Below are 18,820 nucleotides of genomic sequence, written 5' to 3' on the forward strand. Positions count from 1 at the left end.
AAGTCTTGTTGGAGTCGACTCTAAGCTTGCGTCCATGGGCCGGAATATTCAGTCACGATCTTGTCCATATCGGCCCTTGGGCGTTCCGGCATCTTGTTTGCTGCCGTTCCGATATGAACGAAACCCGCAACACGTTCATTGGGCGCCAGTCCCAGAAAAGCGCGGGCGGGTGCGTCATCTGAATACCAGTTTGTAATCCAGTTGCTGGCATATCCAAGCGCGCTGGCAGCAGTGCACAGGTTCATCGCGACAGCGCCTGCCGAAAGGAACTGCTCCCATTCAGGAATGCGTTCGTGCGCAACCGGCGATGACACCACGCCGACAACGAGCGGCGCGCGTGAAAAGCGTGTCAGCTCCTTTTCTTTCCGTCCTTCCGGCATTGGGCCTTCAATTTCTTCGGCGCGTTGAGCCAGATACTCGCCGACTTTCAGCCGTGCATCGCCGCGATATAGGATGAAACGCCAGGGCGTCAGGCGTCCGTGGTCAGGCACGCGTGCTGCAACTTTCAGCAAGGCTGCAAGTTCCTCACCCTCGGGAGCTGGCTCGGAAATAACCGAAATCGGGGTGGAACTGCGCTGCGCCAGAAAGTCAAACACCGGATGGGCCACGGTTAACCTCGTTATTAAAATGCTGCTTCTCTTGCTCCACTTATTCGGAGCTGCTTCTTCTCGCCCGTTGCATCTGAACTGTAAAGTCAAAATTCAGGAATGGATTAAATGCTGGAAGTTGGAAAAATGCGAGCACGGGAAGCGATTTGGCCTTGAATTCGCCACCCGCATAGGCTCAAAAATACAGCATGTCGGATTGCTTGAACCTGTTTTATCCAAAGAGAAAAAATGCCCTACGCGGAGGATCGTTTTTGACAGCGGTTCTGCTCGCCGTCAGTGCAATGCCTTCAATGGCTCAGGGCCTTGATCCCCAGACAAGTATCCCACAGTTGCAGACCACCACGACCGGCCTGCCGGACTTGCCGCAACCGACGCTCAATCTCCCCACGTTGAACACTTACGCCTCCCCGTCCAGCCCCGAGAACAATCCGCTCGTCCAGACACGTGAACTCGATCTCAAGGCGCGGTTGAGTGAAAGCGGCGGTGACATTCCGACAGGTCTCGTATGGCGCGTATTTTCGCCTGATGTCGGAGCTGATGGTCAACTGCCGTTGATCGCAAGCGCGCAGGGCGGTAGCGCTGTGTTCAATCTGCCGGAGGGTAGCTATCTGGTGCATGTGGCCTATGGGCGCGCCGGAGCCACCAAGCGCATTACCGTCGGCAATGCGACCCGTCATGAAATAATGATGCTCGATGCAGGTGGCATGAAACTCAGCGCGATTCTGCCGGACGGCGGCAAGATCAATGACGATCTCCTGCGTTTTTCTATCTATGCCGACGAAGACAATAATGATCGTTCGCTGATCGTGCCCGACGTCAAGCCAAACACAGTCATTCGCCTCAACAGCGGCACCTATCATGTTGTTTCGAACTATGGCACCGCGAACGCCACCATTCGGGCCGATATCCGTGTGGAAGCGGGAAAACTGACGGAAGCGACTGTCCAGCATCGCGCCGCGGAAGTGACGTTGAAGCTTGTACGCGAGCGCGGCGGCGAAGCACTTGCCGATACGTCCTGGTCCATCCTGAATGCTTCCGGCGATGTGGTGCGCGAAAGCGCTGGCGCTTATTCATCGATGGTACTTATCGAAGGCGATTATGTTGCTGTCGCCAAGAACAAGGACCGCATCTATCAGCGAGATTTCAAGGTTTCATCCGGCAAGAATGAGGAAGTCGAAGTCGTTGCCAATGGCGAATCCGAATCTGTGCAAGACAGCATGGATTGAAACAAGCTATCTGCAAAAGCAAAAGGCCGCGTGGTGCGCGGCCTTTTTATTATCAGTTACCGTTCTTGAGCCGGAGCAGATCGGGCGGGGTCGCCTCTTCCACCAGCCGCGCGATGGCTTCGTCGAGCGTCATGGATTCCTGATCCCTTGAACCGAGACGGCGCATATTGACCGTGTTTTCTTCGGCTTCGCGCTTGCCGCAGACGAGGATCACCGGAACCTTCTGCAACGAATGCTCACGAACCTTGTAGTTGATCTTCTCGTTGCGCAGATCGGTCGCAACCTGCAGTCCAGCGGCTTTCAGCTTGGCTGCAGCCTCCGCTGCATATTCGTCTGCATCCGAGGTGATCGTGGCAACGACGACCTGCACCGGAGCAAACCACAGCGGCATGTGACCGGCGAAGTTTTCGATCAGGATACCGAGGAAGCGCTCCATCGAGCCGCAGATTGCGCGGTGGATCATCACCGGCTGACGCTTTTCCGAATCCTTGTCGATATAGAAGGCGCCGAAGCGTTCCGGCAGGTTGAAGTCCACCTGCGTGGTGCCGCACTGCCATTCACGGCCGATAGCGTCCCTCAGCGTATATTCAAATTTCGGACCGTAGAACGCACCCTCGCCCGGCAAAATGCCGGTCTTGATGTTGTTGGACTGCTGCTGAATCTTTTCCAGCACAGACATCATCACGCTTTCGGCACGATCCCAGAGCTCATCCGAACCGACGCGCTTTTCAGGACGGGTCGATAGCTTGATGGTGATCTCTTCGAAACCGAAATCCTTGTAGACCGATAGGATCAGGTCGTTGATACGCAGGCATTCCGCGGCCATCTGCTCTTCGGTGCAGAAGATGTGCGCATCGTCCTGCGTAAAGCCGCGCACGCGCATCAAGCCATGCAATGCACCCGAAGGCTCGTAGCGGTGAACATTGCCAAATTCCGCAAGCTTGATCGGAAGATCGCGGTAGGACTTGAGGCCATGCTTGAAGATCATCACATGGCCAGGGCAGTTCATCGGCTTCAACGCAAACACGCGATCATCGTCGGTTTCGTCACCGGCGACAGTCACCTTGAACATGTTGTCGCGATACCAGCCCCAGTGACCCGAGGTTTCCCAGAGCGACTTGTCCAGCACCTGCGGCGCATTCACTTCCTGATAGCCATGGCTATCGAGGCGGCGACGCATATAGCTCACCAGATTCTGGAACATCTTCCAGCCCTTGGCGTGCCAGAACACGACGCCCGGTCCCTCTTCCTGGAAATGGAACAAATCCATTTCACGACCGAGGCGGCGGTGATCGCGCTTTTCGGCTTCTTCAAGCATATGGAGATAGGCTTGAAGATCATTGTCGTTGGCGAAAGCAGTGCCGTAGATGCGGGTCAACATCGGATTGTTGGAATCACCGCGCCAGTAAGCACCGGCGACCTTCATGAGCTTGAAGGAATTGCCGATCTGACCCGTTGAGGCCATGTGCGGGCCACGGCACAAATCGAACCAGTCGCCCTGATAGTAAATCTTGAGGTCCTGCCCGGCAGGAATAGCTTCCACCAGCTCGACCTTGTAGTTCTCGCCCTTGTCAGCAAAAACCTGCTTGGCCTTTTCACGCGACCAGACTTCCTTGGTAAAAGGCTTGTTGCGCTGAATGATCTCGCGCATCTTCTTTTCGATCACCGGAAGATCGTCGGGCGTGAATGGCTCATTGCGCGCAAAGTCGTAGTAGAAGCCGTTTTCGATGACGGGACCAATGGTAACCTGCGTGCCCGGAAAGAGCTCCTGCACGGCTTCTGCCAGTACGTGCGCCGTATCGTGACGAATGAGCTCAAGCGCGCGCGGGTCTTCGCGGGTCAGAATCTCAATCTTGCCGGAAGCGCCGAGAGGATCAGAAAGATCGCGCACGGTGCCATCGACGGCATAGGCAACAGCTTTTTTAGCAAGAGATTTGGAAATCGATTCCGCGAGGCCCGCGCCGGTCATCGACGCATCGTATTCACGCACAGAGCCATCGGGAAATTGCATGGAAACGGTATTCGACATTCTAATAATCCTTATCCAGTCCCGCCAACGATTGCGGGTGGGTTCATGCGTATGAAAATGAAGGTTGGGTTCTAGTCTTTTTTGCCCAGCCAGTAAAGCGCGACAGACTGACAGCGTCAGGTCGCGCCTGTTGACGGGAAAAGGATAGAATCATTTCCGGATCGGAAGACAGTCGATCTTCTGCTGCTTCAGCTGAGCGCATGCCTTTTCGGCGGAAGCCGAATCCTTGAAACCGGAAAAACGCGCGCGATAGACCTTGCGGCGCTTTTCAGCGGGAGAAATTTCAGCCTTCAAACCCGGCGCCACCTTGTCAACCGCCGGACGATACTTGGCCAGCAGCTCCTTTGCTCCGGCAACTGTCGGAGGAGCGCCAAGCTGGATCGTCCAGGCCGATGCACCGGCGGCGGCAGAAGCAATCAGGAAGCCGCCATCGCCCTGCTCGATACGAGAATCGTCGATCAGGTCGGCGACTGCATCAGCCTTTGGCTGGGCCGGAGCTACCTGCTTTGCGACAGGCTGTGGCTTGGCCATTGCAACGAGCTGTCCCGTGGCCTCAGTGCCCTCCGTGCCGAACCGTGTGAGCAGTTTCGCCATCTGGTCGTCGCGCTGCCGCGCCGATCCAGCGCCGAGAACGACGCCGACGAGGTGCTTGTCGTTGATGACGGCAGATGAAACGAGGTTATAACCGGATACATCCGTATAACCCGTCTTGATGCCGTCAACGCCGCCATAGCGGTACATCAGATTGTTGTGGCCGTTGCGAACCCGGTCACGGAAGGTGAAGGAGCGTTGCGAAAACAGTGCATATTGATCCGGAAAATCACGGCGCAACGACATGCCAAGCACAGCCATGTCGCGGGCAGTCGTAAGCTGCGTTGACTTCGCCGTCAGCCCCGACGGATTGACAAAGAAAGTGCTCTTCATGCCGATTTGGCGCGCACGCTGCGTCATCAATCGGCCAAAAGCCGCTTCCGATCCGGCGATATATTCGCCCATGACCGTCGCCGCATCATTGGCCGAAACGATGATCATGCCATTGATCGCATCGCGGACTGTGATCGTTTCCCCCGGCTTCAGCCAGAGCTTCATGCGAACTTTCGCAGACGCATTTTTCGACACAGGCATTGCATCGTCCCAATGCAACGTGCCGGTCTTGAGACCTTCAAAGGCGAGATAAAGCGTCATCATCTTGGCGAGCGAAGCAGGTGCGCGCTGCACATTGGCATCGTCCTGTCCAAGGATTCGCCCGCTATCAGCATCGAAGACAACCCAGGACGTGTTCGCCATCGCCGCAGACGTACAAAGCACACTCGCACCGAACGCAAGGGATGCAACAAAACGCGAAAGGCGGGGCGATGATTTCAGCATAACAGCTCACAGGAATAAGGACGCCGGGGGGGACATGCAGGCAAATTGCGGCCCGAAAAAGACCACAGCACTGCCTTAAATTCCAATTCTCAATGAAACGTTGATATCCTTAATGAATTATAATCAGCTAACAAAAAACTGTCTGAATTCACAGCTGCGGATATTTCGGGGAAACCGGAAGACGGTTCTCATAGGCGTATCGCGCCCTAAGTTGCCGAGCAGCGCCAATACCGCCAGGGCAGATACCATTTGAGATCGCTGGAGAGTGCATGCGGCACCGGATCGAAACCGTGGGTTCCGAAAGGCCCGCAACGCATGACGCGAAAAAATCCCATCCATCCGCCGCTCCAAAGGCCATGGCGGGCAATGGCTTCATAGGCATATTCGGAACAGGTCGGCAGATGGCGGCAGGAATTGCCGATGAGAGACGACAATGTCACCTGATAGAATCGCACGAACGAAGTGCCGATCACCCTCCCCGGCGTCTTGCGCCAGGGGGCGGTGAAATTCCGGCTATAGCGCTTCCGCGCGCCCTCGCCGGTGTGATCCTTGCCGCAAGAACACATCAGGCAGCTTTGGCCTTTTCCTCGATCTGCCGGATGCAATCGACAACCGCGTCGAAAGTAAGCAATGTGGAGGCGTGGCGGGCTTTGTATTCGCGAACGGGCTCGAAATATTTCAGGTCGGCGAAACGTCCTTCCGGCGCCGGGCCATCTTCCTTCAGCATTTTGTACATCTCATCGCGAACCGCTTTCAGTTCTTCCGCTGAAGCACCGATGATGTTGCGCGCCATGACCGAGGAAGAAGCCTGCCCAAGCGCGCAGGCTTTCACCTCATGCGCGAAATCCGTCACGATACCGTCAGCCATTTTAAGATAGACGGTAACGGTCGACCCGCACAGCTTGGAATGCACCTTGGCAACTGCATCTGGTTCAGGAAGACGTCCCAGACGCTCCATGTTTCCGGCGAATTCCAGAATACGTTTGTTATAAATATCATCGATCATGGAGGCGAACCTTCCGCTCTGCCGGAGAAAAACATAAATTTGTCGTCCGGCTGCGGTTTGAAGTTGCAATTTATTGTCTATATAATAGGCAGGTAGCGTCTGCGCCATGGGTAACATTAGCACAGACCCCGGGGGCAGTCGCACGAAAACCTGTCCGGTGGCCTCAAGCGCCGAATCAATACATCGCCCGCTCGCAAAGCGCATCGTTGTATTGTCCGTTTAACTCGTCTCCTCCTTGAAGGAGACTACTGGAGAATACTGATGGACGCTCGCATCCTCAAAGAAGATGACGAATCCGGCCTGCCAAACAAGCAGGCAGATGTAACTCTTTTGCATGGCAAGCCGACGCAGGCCGATGCAGAAGCAGCCGTACGCACGCTTTTGCTTTGGGCCGGAGACGACCCGGAGCGTGAAGGTCTTCTGGAAACGCCGAAGCGCGTTGCCAAGGCCTATAAGGAACTGTTCGCAGGCTATACGGAAAGCCCGGAAGAAGTCCTCGGCACGGTGTTCGAGGAAGTCGGCGGCTATAATGATCTTGTCCTGGTGAAAGACATTTCGTTCCATTCGCATTGCGAGCACCATATGGTGCCGATCATTGGCAAGGCGCATGTTGCCTATCTGCCTGATCACAAAGTGGTGGGCCTTTCCAAGATTGCGCGCGTCGTGGATATTTTTGCGCGCCGCCTGCAGACGCAGGAAAGCATCACCGCGCAAATCGCCGACAGCATCCAGCGCATTTTGAAGCCACGTGGCGTCGCCGTCATGATCGAGGCAGAACATATGTGCATGGCCATGCGCGGCATTCGCAAGCAGGGTTCGACGACCATCACCACCACCTTTACCGGCGAAATGCAGGTGAATGCGGAGGAACAGGTTCGTTTCATGACCTTGACCCGCAGATAAACGGCAGACAATGAGCTTCTTTCCTGCACAGCCTTCCGACAAGAAGGCCATTGAAGAAGGCGCGGCATTCATGCCGCGCTTTGATGCTTCGGGTCTCATCACCGCCGTCGTAACCGATGCGCGTGACGGCGAATTGCTGATGGTTGCCCATATGAACGAGGAAGCGCTGCGCCTTACCCTCGAAACGGGAATTGCGCATTACTGGTCACGCTCGCGGTCCACACTCTGGAAGAAGGGCGAGACGTCGGGCAATCTGCAAAGTGTTGTCGAGTTGCGCACGGATTGCGATCAGGATGCGCTTTGGCTGAAAGTGCGTGTCGCGGGCGACGGACCAACCTGCCATACGGGTCGCCGCTCCTGTTTTTATCGGCAGATTATTGCCGAGAACGGCGATATATCGCTGGCCATTGAAGGTGCCTGCGATCACGAGCATTAACCTTGGTCAAAAGGATGTGATGGCGCGAATATGAGTCGCGCCATCAATTCGCAGCATTTATTCTTTGGATACTATGTTTCGCTAATCTGAAGCGGTTCCTGTCAAACGGAACGGTCGGAATCGCTTTAGCTATTTGTTCTACGCATTTCCTGACGCAAGCCGCTTCAGTCTTTTGCCGGAAATGCTCCAAATCGAGACGAAGAGGTGTCCATCGTGATGCTTGCATGGGGGCAGAGGCGGAAGGCTGCGAATAACGACCTTGCACCGCCAGCCGAAGAAATCGTCGAGAAGCCTGAAATCAAGCGTGAACCGCGCCGGATAGCCTTGGCGCTGGGTGGTGGAGCTGCGCGCGGCTGGGCGCATATCGGCGTTTTACGGGCGCTGGACGAAGCCAATATCGATATCGAGATGATTGCCGGGACATCTATCGGCGCGCTTGTAGGCGGCTGTTATCTGGCTGGAAAACTCGATGAACTGGAAGATTTCGCCCGTAGCCTCACCCGGCGACGCATGTTCAATCTTCTCGACATCACCTTTCGCGGCAGCGGGCTGTTCGGCGGGATGAAACTGGATGGCCGTCTGCGCGAGCATCTGGACGGCTTGCGCATCGAGGAACTGGATCGCCCCTTCGTTGCCATCTGCACGGAATTGCGCACCGGTCATGAAATCTGGCTGTCTTCCGGTCCGCTTATCGATGCCATGCGCGCCTCCTATGCCCTGCCCGGCGTTTTCGAGCCTGTGCGCTGGCAGGAGCGTGTTCTGGTCGATGGCGCACTCGTCAATCCCGTCCCCGTATCCGTGTGCCGTGCTTATGAGCAACGCCTGGTTCTGGCGGTCAACCTGCACTACGACCAGTATGGTCGCGCTGCGGTCATCAAACATGCGCAAACGCGCCAGGAAGGGCTTGCGGACGCGATTCATGGCGAGAAGGAAGCACGCCTCGGCATTACCGGCGTGATGATGGAAGCCTTCAACATCATCCAGGACCGAATCTCGCGCGCCCGCATGGCTGGCGATCCGCCGGATGTTACGCTCATGCCGATTGTGGGACAGATCGGGCTTGCCGATTTCCATCGCGCATCCGAGGCAATCGATGCCGGTTACGCAGAAACATTGAAGCGCCTTGAGGATATCAAGCGCCTGCAGGGCATCGCCGGCTGATTTTTTTTGTCGTTGGAAGCGAATCCGAATGAATCGGATGCGCCGGATTCGCTCTTTATTGCCCCTCGCAGTGCTCTCTTCCCTCGCAACGCTCTCGCTCGATGACGTTTTTCGGAATTTTTTTCGATTTGTGGAAGTCTTTGAAAAAGCCCGGAAAATCGCGGTTTTGACCATGTCATCGATGATTGAGCGCCAGCTTTTTCACATTCTTTTTCAAAAAGATTGCCGGAAGATGCAGATGGGGCTTGTGCACCCCAAAGTGATTTGCTAAATGCCCACTCGCCGACGGAGTTCGGCTCCTACCACGGGCGGTCGTGGCGGAATTGGTAGACGCGCAGCGTTGAGGTCGCTGTGGGGCAACCCGTGGAAGTTCGAGTCTTCTCGACCGCACCATCTTCTCTCAAGAACAATTTAAAATGTTTTCCCCGCAAGGGGTTACAGCTATTTCTTGATTAGAGATCTTCACTTCCTATCGATGCATTACAAACAAAAAACGCGCCCTTCGATGAAGAGCGCGTCTGGCTGATGACACTATTCCCGATCAGTTTTTACCGATTTCCGAACGGATTGCGTCGCTATGCTCCCCAAGCTTCGGCGAACGCTTGTCGAGCTTCAATTCTGCATCGGAGAAACGAATGGGCGTTCTCAGGCCGGGAACGCCTTGCGGATCAATCTTCATTGCCCTCGCCTCGAATTGCGGGTCTGCGAATACATCGGCTACCGTATTGATCGGACCGGCTGGCACGCCGATTCTAGCGAGTTCGGCCAGAAGATCGTCGCGCTTCCAAGCACGTGTCTTTTCTTCCAGAAGTGCCGTCAGGGCAGCTCGATTGGCCACGCGCGCCGAATTGCTGACGAAACGCTCGTTAGCGGCGATGTCACCAATGCCAAGCAACGAGGTCAGTTTCCCGAACTGTCCGTCATTGCCGCAGGCGATGATGAAATAGCCGTCGGAAACGGGCAGCGTCTGATATGGCGCGATATTGGGATGCGCGTTGCCCATGCGTTTTGGCGAAACACCTGAGGCCAGAAAATTCATGGCCTGATTGGCAAGGACCGCAGACATGCAGTCGAACAGCGCCATATCGATATGCTGGCCGGTGCCGGTGCGCTCGCGCATGATGAGTGCGGACTGGATCGCAATCACGCTGTAAAGCCCTGTAAAAATGTCGGCGAAAGCCACACCGATCTTTTGTGGCTCACCGTCAGGCTCGCCGGTGAGATCCATAATGCCGCCCATGCCCTGAATCATGAAATCGTAGCCTGCGCGCTCCGCATATGGCCCGGTATGGCCGAAACCGGTGATCGAGCAATAGATCAGGCGTGGATTGATGGCCTTCAGGCTCTCATAGTCGAGGCCATATTTGTCGAGACCGCCCAGCTTGAAATTCTCGATGACCACATCGGCGTCAGCCACAAGCTGGCGCACCAGTTCCCTGCCCTCGTCGGTGCGGAAATCGGCCGTAATCGAGCGCTTGCCGCGATTGCAGGCGTGGAAATAGGCCGCTGATTGTTCGCCTTCCACATCGATAAATGGCGGGCCCCATTTGCGCGTATCGTCGCCTTCAGGGCTTTCCACCTTGATGACATCTGCTCCAAGATCAGAAAGCGTCTGCCCTACCCATGGCCCGGCAAGAATGCGCGCCAGTTCTACCACCTTGAGACCGTCAAGCGGTGTATTCTGCATTTTCAGCAATCCCGTACAAAAATAAAGAGGCCCGCCCGCGAACTGCGAACGGGCCCGAATGGAAGGCTTGGCGGTACAGCGATCAGAAGAAAGCCTGAATGCCGGTCTGGGCACGGCCCAGGATCAACGCATGAACGTCATGCGTGCCTTCATAGGTATTTACCGTTTCCAGATTCTGTGCGTGGCGCATGACGTGGTATTCGATCTGGATGCCGTTGCCGCCGTGCATATCACGCGCCTGACGGGCAATATCGAGCGCCTTGCCGCAATTGTTGCGCTTGACGATGGAGATCATTTCCGGAGCCATCCTGCCGTCATCGAACAGACGGCCGACGCGCAAGCTTGCCTGAAGGCCAAGAGCGATTTCGGTCTGCATATCAGCCAGCTTCTTCTGGTAAAGCTGCGTACCGGCCAGCGGCTTGTCGAACTGCTTGCGATCGAGGCCATACTGACGGGCACGGAACCAGCAATCTTCTGCAGCGCCGAGGACGCCCCAGGAAATGCCATAACGGGCGCGATTGAGGCAGCCGAACGGCCCCTTGAGACCAGAGACATTCGGCAGAAGTGCATCTTCCGAAACTTCGACACCATCCATGACGATTTCGCCGGTGATCGATGCGCGCAGCGAAAGCTTGCCGCCGATTTTCGGCGCGGAAAGGCCCTTCATACCCTTTTCAAGGATGAAGCCGCGAATGGCGTTGTCATGCGCGGCTGACTTTGCCCAGACGACGAACACATCCGCGATTGGCGAATTCGAAATCCACATCTTCGAGCCGCTGAGACGATAGCCGCCGTCTATCTTTTCGGCGCGGGTCTTCATGCCTGCCGGATCGGAGCCTGCATCGGGCTCAGTCAGGCCGAAGCAGCCGATCAATTCGCCGGAAACAAGGCCCGGAAGATATTTCTTGCGCTGTACGTCCGAGCCATAGGCATAGATCGGATACATCACGAGCGACGACTGCACGCTCATCATCGAACGATAACCGGAATCGACGCGCTCGACTTCACGCGCCACCAGACCGTAGGCAACATAGCCCGCATTGGCCGCGCCATATTCTTCAGGAAGCGTCACGCCCAGAAGACCAGACTGCCCCATCAGACGGAACAGCTCCGGATCGGTCGTCTCATCCAGATAGGCCTTTTCAACACGGGGCAGCAGAACATCCGTCGCGAAAGCCTTGGCCGAGTCGCGGATCATGCGCTCGTCTTCGGTCAGCTGGTCATCCAGCAGAAACGGGTCTTCCCAGCTAAAAGCCGCACGTGACATCAGTGTATTCTCCTCAATGAAAATTTGCAGGAAATATGAACCGTGCCGAAGTTCGGTGCAATCGACGTTTACTCATCGATCTATTCCATTTAGTAATGGATCATGACTTCGATATCGCGACGCCTGCTTCCCTCCACCAGTGCGCTTGCCGCCTTCGATGCGGTTGCGCGGCATGAAAGCTTTTCGGCGGCTGCCGAGGAACTGTCGCTAACTCAAGGCGCCGTGAGCCGACAGATTGCAGCGCTGGAAGAACAGCTTGGAACCGCGCTGTTCGACCGCTCAAGCCGTCATGTGGTTCTGTCCGATGCTGGCCGCGCCTATCTGAAGTCCGTGGGGCCAGCGCTTGCTTCCATTCGTGCCGCTTCGCTACAAGTCATGTCGCAAATGCGCGGCACCACACTCAATCTCGCGTTTCTGCCGACATTCGGGACACGCTGGCTGATACCGCGCATACCGCGTTTCGTGACAAAGTATCCGGATATTATTCTCAATTTTGCGACGCGTATCGGACAGTTCGATTTTGATCGCGAAGGGCTGGATGCGGCGATCCATATCGGAAAGCCGGACTGGCCCAACGCCGATAGCGTCTTTCTGATGGATGAAACGGTTGCGCCTGTCTGCAGCCCCGCTTTTCTCCAGCGAAACCCGGTTCAGGCCCCGACCGATCTTCTGCCGCTCCCTTTGTTCAACATGGCGTCACGCCCCGGCGCATGGGATCACTGGTTCAAAAGCCTCGACATCGCGGCCCCGGTTTCTCCGGGAATGCGCTTCGAGCAGTTCTCGAATGTATCTCAAGCCTGCATTGCCGGTCTCGGTGTGGCGCTGATGCCGCTGTTCCTCATTCGTGCTGAGATAGAAAGCGGCCAGCTTGTCGTTGCCTGTCCGCATACGGTCAAAAGTCCGAGCAGCTATTATTTTGTAACGCCGAAGGCTCGTTCGAGCACTCCGGCAGTATCTGCATTCCGGGACTGGCTGCTGACCGAAATCAAAGGCGAGAGCAACCGGTCAGGTGACGGGCTGGCCGATTGACCGGCTTGCAATCTCGTATGAATGCAGGCGCTTCTTGTGATCATGGATCATGCCGGTCAACATCAGTTCATCGGCGCCAGTGCTCTCTGCAAATGTCCTGATGCCCTTCGCCACAGTCTCCGGCCCGCCGACCACGCGGCATGACAACATCTGGCGAACAAGTGCCTGTGCCGCTGGATCAAGCCGCTCCATATAGCCTTCGACTGGCGCAGGCAGCTTGCCAGGGCGACCGCTGCGCAGATTGACGAAAGCCTGCAGCTGCGACGTGAAGAGATAGTTCGCCTCTTCGTCCGTATCCGCTGCAATCACATTGAGACCCAGCATTACATAAGGCTTCTGCATATATTCCGATGGCTCGAACCGCTCGCGATAAAGAGCGATGGCGCGTTCCATCTCTGCAGGCGCAAAGTGCGAGGCGAATGCGTAAGGCAGCCCCAGCATGGCGGCAAGCTGCGCGCCGAACAGGCTGGAACCGAGAATCCAGACGGGCACGTTCAACCCCTCGCCCGGCACTGCGCGCACACGCTGGCCGGGTTCGGCGGGTTTGAAATAATTCAGCAACTCGACCACATCCTGCGGAAAGGCATTCGCGTCACTGTCGAGATTGCGACGAAGCGCATGAGCAGTGATCTGGTCCGTGCCTGGAGCGCGCCCAAGACCGAGATCGATACGCCCCGGAAACAGGGAAGCCAGCGTGCCGAACTGTTCTGCAATCACCAGAGGGGCGTGGTTGGGCAGCATGACGCCGCCCGCGCCGACGCGGATCGTGGACGTTCCGTTGGCGACGTAACCGATGACCACGGATGTCGCAGCACTGGCGATGCCCGGCATATTGTGGTGTTCGGCAAGCCAGTAACGGTGAAAGCCGAGCCGTTCGGCATGTTGCGCAAGTTCCAGCGTGTTGTGCAGCGATTGCGCTGCATCGCTACCTTCGGGAACGGGCGAAAGATCGAGAACGGATAAGGGTATCATACTGGCTCATATGGGTTGGAACGCAGCGTTTGCAACGTCGGAAATAATAAAGGGCGACCTATTTCTAGGCCGCCCTTTATTATTGGTTCAACGCAAGTTTCAGTGATGTTGGGTCGAAACCGCTCCGGTCGGTTTGCCGCTCTCTTCCGGCGACGCAACATATTCGCCTTCCACATCCTTCTTGGCGATGAAGGTGTAGAACATCGGCACCACGAACAGCGTGAAGATCGTGCCGATCACGATACCGGTAAAGATCACCAGACCCATCGAGTAACGAGCGGCTGCGCCAGCACCCGTTGCGATGATGAGCGGCACAACGCCAAGCGCCATTGCCGCCGTGGTCATCAAGATCGGGCGCAGGCGGGTTTCAGCCGCGACGATGATCGCGTCCCGGCGGGAAAGACCATGCAGACGGCGTTGCTGATTGGCGAATTCCACCATCAGAATACCGTGCTTGGTAATCAGCCCGACAAGGGTGATAAGACCAACTTGCGTATAGATGTTGAGCGTACCGAGACCGATATTCAGCGGCACAATGGCACCGAAGATCGACAGTGGAACCGACATCATGATGATGAACGGATCGCGGAAACTTTCGAACTGCGCCGCCAGCACGAGATAGATCACGATGACGGCGAGGCCGAAGGCGATCAGGATCGTGTTGCCCTGCTCCACTTCCAGACGCGACTGACCGGAATAATCCAGGAAGAAGCCTTCCGGCATCTTGGATTTGGCCAGATCGACCAGAGTTTGCAGGCCCTGCCCTGTTGTGACACCCGGCAACGGCAATGCTGAAATCGTTGCCGAATTCAGCTGATTGAACTGCTCGATTGCCGCAGGCGAAGCGTTCTGGCTGATCGTGATGACTGAAGACAGCGGTATCATTGAGCCGGATACGCTGCGCACATAGAAATCGCCGAGCTTTTCCGGGTTCGAACGATAGCTATCTGGCACCTGCGTGATGATGTCATAGCTGTTCGAATCGCGGTCGAACTTCGCGACCGATGCACCACCGGTCAGAAGACCAAGTGTCGAACCGATATCGCTGATCTGCACGCCCAGCGTCGCCGCGCGGTCACGGTCGATTGTGATCGTGATCTGCGGTGCGTTGAAGGAGAGCGAGTTCTGCACGATGATGTACTGGCCCGAAGCCTGCGCTTCGTTCTTGATTTCTTCAGCCAGTGCGAAGACCTGATCGGCCGGGCCAGTCGACTGCAGGGCAATCGAGATCGGCAGACCGCCGCCTGTCCCCGGCAGGGATGGAGGCGCGAAGATGAAGGCTTCGACACCTGCGACCTTGGATATGCGTGCAGTCAGGTCCTCCTGAATCTGCTTCTGCGAACGGGTACGCTCGTTCCAGTCCTTCAGAACCCACAGCGCGATACCCGATGTCGTGCCGCCGTCCATGCCGACGATCTGGAAGCGGGTCTTCAGTTCCGGAAGATCCTTGGTCAGTTCATCGATCTGTTCGGCGTAGAGGTTTGTATAGGCCGAGGTTGCATATTGTGGAGCCTGGAACATTGAGAACAGCGCGCCGGAATCTTCTTCCGGTGCCAGTTCGCTCGACGTGTTCATGAACAGGAATCCAGTCAGCCCCATCAGCGCTATAACGATCATCAGCGTGATGCCGCGATAGTTGAGCGAGTTGGAAACGCGGCGGTGGTACCACTTCTCGAAGCGCGAGAAGGTCCGGTCGATGAACTTCTGGAACCGTGTCTGGTCGCCATGCTTGAGCATGCGCGCGCACATCATCGGCGAAACCGTCAAGGCGGCAATACCAGAAATGATAACGGCACCGGCCAGTGTGAAGGCGAATTCACGGAACAGAGCGCCCGTCAGGCCGCCTGTGAACCCGAGCGGCGCGAACACCGCCGCCAGCGTGATCGTCATGGCGATGATCGAGCCGGTGATTTCCTTCATGCCCTTGAACGCGGCATCCATAGGCCGGAGGCCCTCTTCGATATGCCGGTGTATGTTCTCCAGAACCACGATGGCGTCATCGACCACAAGGCCGATAGCGAGAACCATGGCAAGCAGCGACAACAGATTGATCGAGAAGCCGAGTGCATAAAGGAAGAAGCACACGCCGATCAGCGAGATCGGGATCGTGACAATTGGAATGAGCACCGAACGGAACGACCCGAGGAAGACGATGATGACCAAAATCACGATAGCCACGGCTTCGCCGATGGTCGTGAAAACTTCCTTGATTGAAGAGCTGATCTGCTCGGTCGCATCATAGACGAGAACAAGTGACATGCCTTCCGGCAGCGATGCCTGAATAGACGGCAGTTCCTTGCGAACCGCAGCCGCCATGTCGATGGGGTTTGCCGCCGGTGTCGGGAAGACGCCGAGAAAGGTACCCGCCGAACCGTTGAACGAAACGATAGTGTCCGTGCTTTTTGCCGCCAGTTCGACCCGCGCCACATCACGCAGACGAACCACGTCGTCCCCCGAAGCCTTGATCGGCATGGCGCCGAAGGCTTCCGGGGTCTGCAAGGTCGACTTCAGCGTGATCGAAGACGCCACATATTCGTTCTTTGTCGTGCCCGGAGCCGACAGGAAGTTGGAGGCTTTGATTGCCGCCAGAACTTCCGGTGCCGTGATCTGGCGGGCCGCAAGCTGGATCGGATCGAGCCAGACGCGCATCGAATAGACCTGACCGCCGAGAATCTCAGCCTTCGCAACACCCTGAATGGTGGACATACGCGGCTGGATAACGCGCTCCAGATATTCGGTGATCTGTTCGCTCGTCATATTCGGGTTCTGCGCTGCCAGATACATGGTAGCGAAGTTCTGGCCCGTTCCCTTGACGATGACCGGATCGTCGGATTCGTCCGGCAAGTCGCCGCGAACCTGATTGACCTTGGCGATAACTTCCGTCAGCGCCGCATCCGGGTTCGCACCGAGCTTCATCTGCACGGTGACCGTGCTCGAAGATGGACGGCTCGAAGACGTCACATAGTCAATGTTTTCGGTGGTTGCGACTGCTTCTGCGATCGGTGCGGTGATGAAGCCCTGAATGAGATCGGCACTCGCACCGGCATAATTCGTCGTGACTGTGATGACGGTTTCGTCGACCTTCGGATATTCGCGCACCGTCAGCTGCGCGATACCCTGAAGGCCCAACAGAATGATCATGAGGGCGACCACCGTGGCAAGCACGGGGCGCCGGATGAAAATATCGGAAAAGCTCATCGGGATCGCCTATTGCTTGTCAGCCGGTTGGCCGGCCGGAATCGGATTGACGGTGTTGTCGATTTTCACCGGAACACCGGGCGAGAGCCGGTTCTGGCCTGCGGTGATGATGATATCGCCAGCCTTGAGACCGTTCGTCACTTCGACAAGACCGGAATAACGACGTCCAAGCTTGATGAAGACCTGCTGCGCGACCTGCTTCTGGCCTTCTTCCGGCTTAGCATCGGCTGCAGGAGCCTTGGCGGCTCCAGCGGCATTGTCGCCTTCAGCAGCCTTTGCATCGTCCTGCTTCTGTTCCGGACGGACCGCGTAGACATAGTCACCATACAGACTGGAGATGATCGTGGTCTGCGGCAGTGCAATGACGTTGTCTTCTTCCGGCAGCTCTACACGAACCTGCACAAACTGGCCCGGTGTCAGTTCGTGATCTGGGTTCTGCACTTCAGCGCGCACAGAGACCAGACGAGTCGTCGGGTCGATCTTCGGATCGATACCGACAATCGTGCCAGTGAAATCAAGCGCTTCTGCAGTTGAACCGACTTTGACGGTCTGTCCGAGCTTGATGGAGGAAAGCGACTGTTCCGGGACGGTGAAATCGATACGCATCACTCCCGTGTCCTGTAAGGTAGCAATGACCGTACCCGGTGTCAGATACTGACCCAAATCGACCTTGGAAATACCGATGACGCCGGAGAATGGAGCCTTGACGGACTTCTGGGCCAGCGTTGCACGCATTTTCTCGACGCGCGCGCTTGCGGCATCGGCGACCGAAGCTGTTGTATCGACATTCGACACAGCACCAACGCCACGAGTGCGTAACGTGTCAGCTCGCTTCAGGTTTTGCTGGGCAAGAACGGCTTCGGCTTCAGCGGCTGCGAGGTCTGCTTTCTGAATGCTGTCTTCCATCTGAAGCAGCAGATCGCCTTCCTTGACTTCCTGATTGGCCTTGAAGTTGATCTTCTGCACAAGGCCGTCGAGCTGCACGGTCAGATCGACACCATTGAGTGCATTGGCCGTACCGATCGCTTCGACGCCCGGCTTCCAGACGCCCGGCTCCACCGTGACGGTCGAAACCGTCTGGGCGGGCTGCTGCATATTGGCGAAAAAGTCTTTGATGGCCTGTGATCGGAACAGGTTAAAGCCAACGAGGCCTCCAACGACGATCACGAGGAATATTATTGCCAGAATAAGGCGCTTGATCATTGCGGATGCACTCCAGATGGCTCCCTGATTGATCAGGGTTGGGGGATTGGCCGCGGCGCCTTCTTTCGCATTCACGCAAAGGTCGCGCGTATTTTACTTGAATGAAAGTGGCGAATAACTGTACCGTCCAGACGGTATTGTCAACACACGAACTGTCAGGAGACACCAGTAAGTTGCTAACAAAAAAGAAAGTCTCGTCGCGCGAACGTATTTTGCGCGCTGCTACCGAACTTGCCCGTGAGATCGGACCCGCTCACCTCTCTCTCGATGCCGTAGCAGCCCGTGCCGGGCTTTCAAAAGGCGGATTGCTTTATTCTTTTCCGACAAAGGCCAAACTGCTCGAAGCAGTGGTCGAAGAATATATGAAAGAGCACGAACACGCCATGGAGGTTCAGGAAACACTCCAGAAAGGCGATAAAAATCGTGTGGCGCGGGCTTTTCTCGATGTTTACCGGGTGCAAGCCGATGATGAGCCGCCAGCCTGTGGTGTCCTTGCTGCGCTTGCCGAAGATCCCGGTTTCATGGTGCCCGTTCGGCACTATCACAGGGCTTTTCTCGACCGCATGATCAAGGACACAACCGATTCCGACACAGCGCTGATTGTCTATCTGGCCGTCGCGGGTCTCGAATGCTCCAAATTGATGGAATGTGAAATCCTGAACGATGAGGAACAGCGCGCTGTTCTCGTCCGTTTGGAAAACATGCTGACAGAAAACTGACAGCAATA

Annotated in this window: 17 protein-coding genes and 1 tRNA gene; 8 read left to right on the forward strand and 10 right to left on the reverse strand. The window is 56.4% G+C overall.

The window, feature by feature from the left end:
- Nucleotides 1-20: 20 nt before the first annotated feature.
- Nucleotides 21-608 (reverse strand): nitroreductase family protein, encoded by a 588-nt coding sequence (locus HWX93_RS10480; protein ID WP_109987858.1) that lies wholly within the window; start codon nucleotides 606-608, stop codon nucleotides 21-23.
- A 281-nt stretch (nucleotides 609-889) separates the two neighbouring features.
- Between HWX93_RS10480 and HWX93_RS10485 the strand changes: the two genes are divergently transcribed.
- Nucleotides 890-1,834, forward strand: coding sequence for a hypothetical protein (locus HWX93_RS10485; protein WP_419190879.1), 945 nt, complete (start codon nucleotides 890-892; stop codon nucleotides 1,832-1,834).
- 52 nt (nucleotides 1,835-1,886) lie between these two features.
- Here the strand turns inward: HWX93_RS10485 and thrS are convergent, their stop codons facing one another.
- The 4 genes from thrS to HWX93_RS10505 form a co-directional block, all read right to left on the reverse strand.
- Nucleotides 1,887-3,863 (reverse strand): threonine--tRNA ligase, encoded by a 1,977-nt coding sequence (thrS, locus tag HWX93_RS10490; RefSeq protein WP_176037338.1) that lies wholly within the window; start codon nucleotides 3,861-3,863, stop codon nucleotides 1,887-1,889.
- Nucleotides 3,864-4,013: 150 nt separating this feature from the next.
- Nucleotides 4,014-5,231 (reverse strand): D-alanyl-D-alanine carboxypeptidase, encoded by a 1,218-nt coding sequence (locus HWX93_RS10495; protein ID WP_176037339.1) that lies wholly within the window; start codon nucleotides 5,229-5,231, stop codon nucleotides 4,014-4,016.
- A 206-nt stretch (nucleotides 5,232-5,437) separates the two neighbouring features.
- Nucleotides 5,438-5,797, reverse strand: a complete 360-nt coding sequence (gene yidD / locus HWX93_RS10500) for a membrane protein insertion efficiency factor YidD (protein ID WP_176037340.1) — start codon at nucleotides 5,795-5,797, stop codon at nucleotides 5,438-5,440.
- Nucleotides 5,797-6,237, reverse strand: a complete 441-nt coding sequence (locus HWX93_RS10505; protein WP_109987852.1) for an iron-sulfur cluster assembly scaffold protein — start codon at nucleotides 6,235-6,237, stop codon at nucleotides 5,797-5,799. Before HWX93_RS10505 ends, yidD begins: the two co-directional genes overlap by 1 nt.
- Before the next feature lie 261 nt (nucleotides 6,238-6,498).
- Here HWX93_RS10505 and folE point away from each other — a divergent pair, with 261 nt between their 5' ends.
- The 5 genes from folE (at nucleotide 6,499) to HWX93_RS10530 (ending at nucleotide 9,130) form a co-directional block, all read left to right on the forward strand.
- On the forward strand, nucleotides 6,499-7,140 hold the full coding sequence (gene folE / locus HWX93_RS10510; protein ID WP_006466810.1) for a GTP cyclohydrolase I FolE: 642 nt from the start codon (nucleotides 6,499-6,501) through the stop codon (nucleotides 7,138-7,140).
- A 10-nt stretch (nucleotides 7,141-7,150) separates the two neighbouring features.
- Nucleotides 7,151-7,576: a phosphoribosyl-AMP cyclohydrolase gene (gene hisI / locus HWX93_RS10515; RefSeq protein WP_176037341.1), complete on the forward strand. Its 426-nt coding sequence runs from the start codon at nucleotides 7,151-7,153 to the stop codon at nucleotides 7,574-7,576.
- Between the two features lie 213 nt (nucleotides 7,577-7,789).
- Nucleotides 7,790-8,737, forward strand: coding sequence for a patatin family protein (locus HWX93_RS10520; RefSeq protein ID WP_109987876.1), 948 nt, complete (start codon nucleotides 7,790-7,792; stop codon nucleotides 8,735-8,737).
- Nucleotides 8,738-8,765: 28 nt separating this feature from the next.
- Nucleotides 8,766-9,008: a hypothetical protein gene (locus HWX93_RS10525; RefSeq protein WP_176037297.1), complete on the forward strand. Its 243-nt coding sequence runs from the start codon at nucleotides 8,766-8,768 to the stop codon at nucleotides 9,006-9,008.
- A gap of 37 nt (nucleotides 9,009-9,045) precedes the next feature.
- Nucleotides 9,046-9,130, forward strand: a tRNA-Leu gene (locus HWX93_RS10530).
- Between the two features lie 148 nt (nucleotides 9,131-9,278).
- On the opposite strand, the gene HWX93_RS10535 is transcribed toward HWX93_RS10530, so the two are convergent.
- Nucleotides 9,279-10,424: a CaiB/BaiF CoA transferase family protein gene (locus tag HWX93_RS10535; RefSeq protein WP_176037342.1), complete on the reverse strand. Its 1,146-nt coding sequence runs from the start codon at nucleotides 10,422-10,424 to the stop codon at nucleotides 9,279-9,281.
- An 82-nt stretch (nucleotides 10,425-10,506) separates the two neighbouring features.
- Nucleotides 10,507-11,691 (reverse strand): acyl-CoA dehydrogenase, encoded by a 1,185-nt coding sequence (locus HWX93_RS10540; protein WP_176037343.1) that lies wholly within the window; start codon nucleotides 11,689-11,691, stop codon nucleotides 10,507-10,509.
- Nucleotides 11,692-11,793: 102 nt separating this feature from the next.
- Between HWX93_RS10540 and HWX93_RS10545 the strand changes: the two genes are divergently transcribed.
- Entirely contained in the window at nucleotides 11,794-12,720 is a 927-nt protein-coding gene (locus HWX93_RS10545) for a LysR family transcriptional regulator (RefSeq protein WP_109987847.1), read from the forward strand.
- Here the strand turns inward: HWX93_RS10545 and HWX93_RS10550 are convergent.
- The 3 genes from HWX93_RS10550 to HWX93_RS10560 all read right to left on the reverse strand — a co-directional run bounded on the left by HWX93_RS10550 (nucleotide 12,697) and on the right by HWX93_RS10560 (nucleotide 18,093).
- Complete coding sequence (locus HWX93_RS10550) at nucleotides 12,697-13,692, reverse strand: LLM class flavin-dependent oxidoreductase (protein WP_176037344.1); 996 nt, start codon at nucleotides 13,690-13,692, stop codon at nucleotides 12,697-12,699. The genes HWX93_RS10545 and HWX93_RS10550 overlap by 24 nt on opposite strands.
- Nucleotides 13,693-13,791: 99 nt before the next feature.
- Entirely contained in the window at nucleotides 13,792-16,890 is a 3,099-nt protein-coding gene (locus HWX93_RS10555; protein WP_176037345.1) for an efflux RND transporter permease subunit, read from the reverse strand.
- Between the two features lie 9 nt (nucleotides 16,891-16,899).
- Entirely contained in the window at nucleotides 16,900-18,093 is a 1,194-nt protein-coding gene (locus HWX93_RS10560) for an efflux RND transporter periplasmic adaptor subunit (protein ID WP_176037346.1), read from the reverse strand.
- A 101-nt stretch (nucleotides 18,094-18,194) separates the two neighbouring features.
- On the opposite strand from HWX93_RS10560, the gene HWX93_RS10565 reads away from it, so the two are divergent.
- Nucleotides 18,195-18,812: a TetR/AcrR family transcriptional regulator gene (locus HWX93_RS10565; protein WP_419190850.1), complete on the forward strand. Its 618-nt coding sequence runs from the start codon at nucleotides 18,195-18,197 to the stop codon at nucleotides 18,810-18,812.
- Nucleotides 18,813-18,820 lie beyond the last annotated feature (8 nt).

The organism is Brucella tritici (assembly GCF_902825325.1).
Classification (GTDB): Bacteria; Pseudomonadota; Alphaproteobacteria; order Rhizobiales; family Rhizobiaceae; genus Brucella.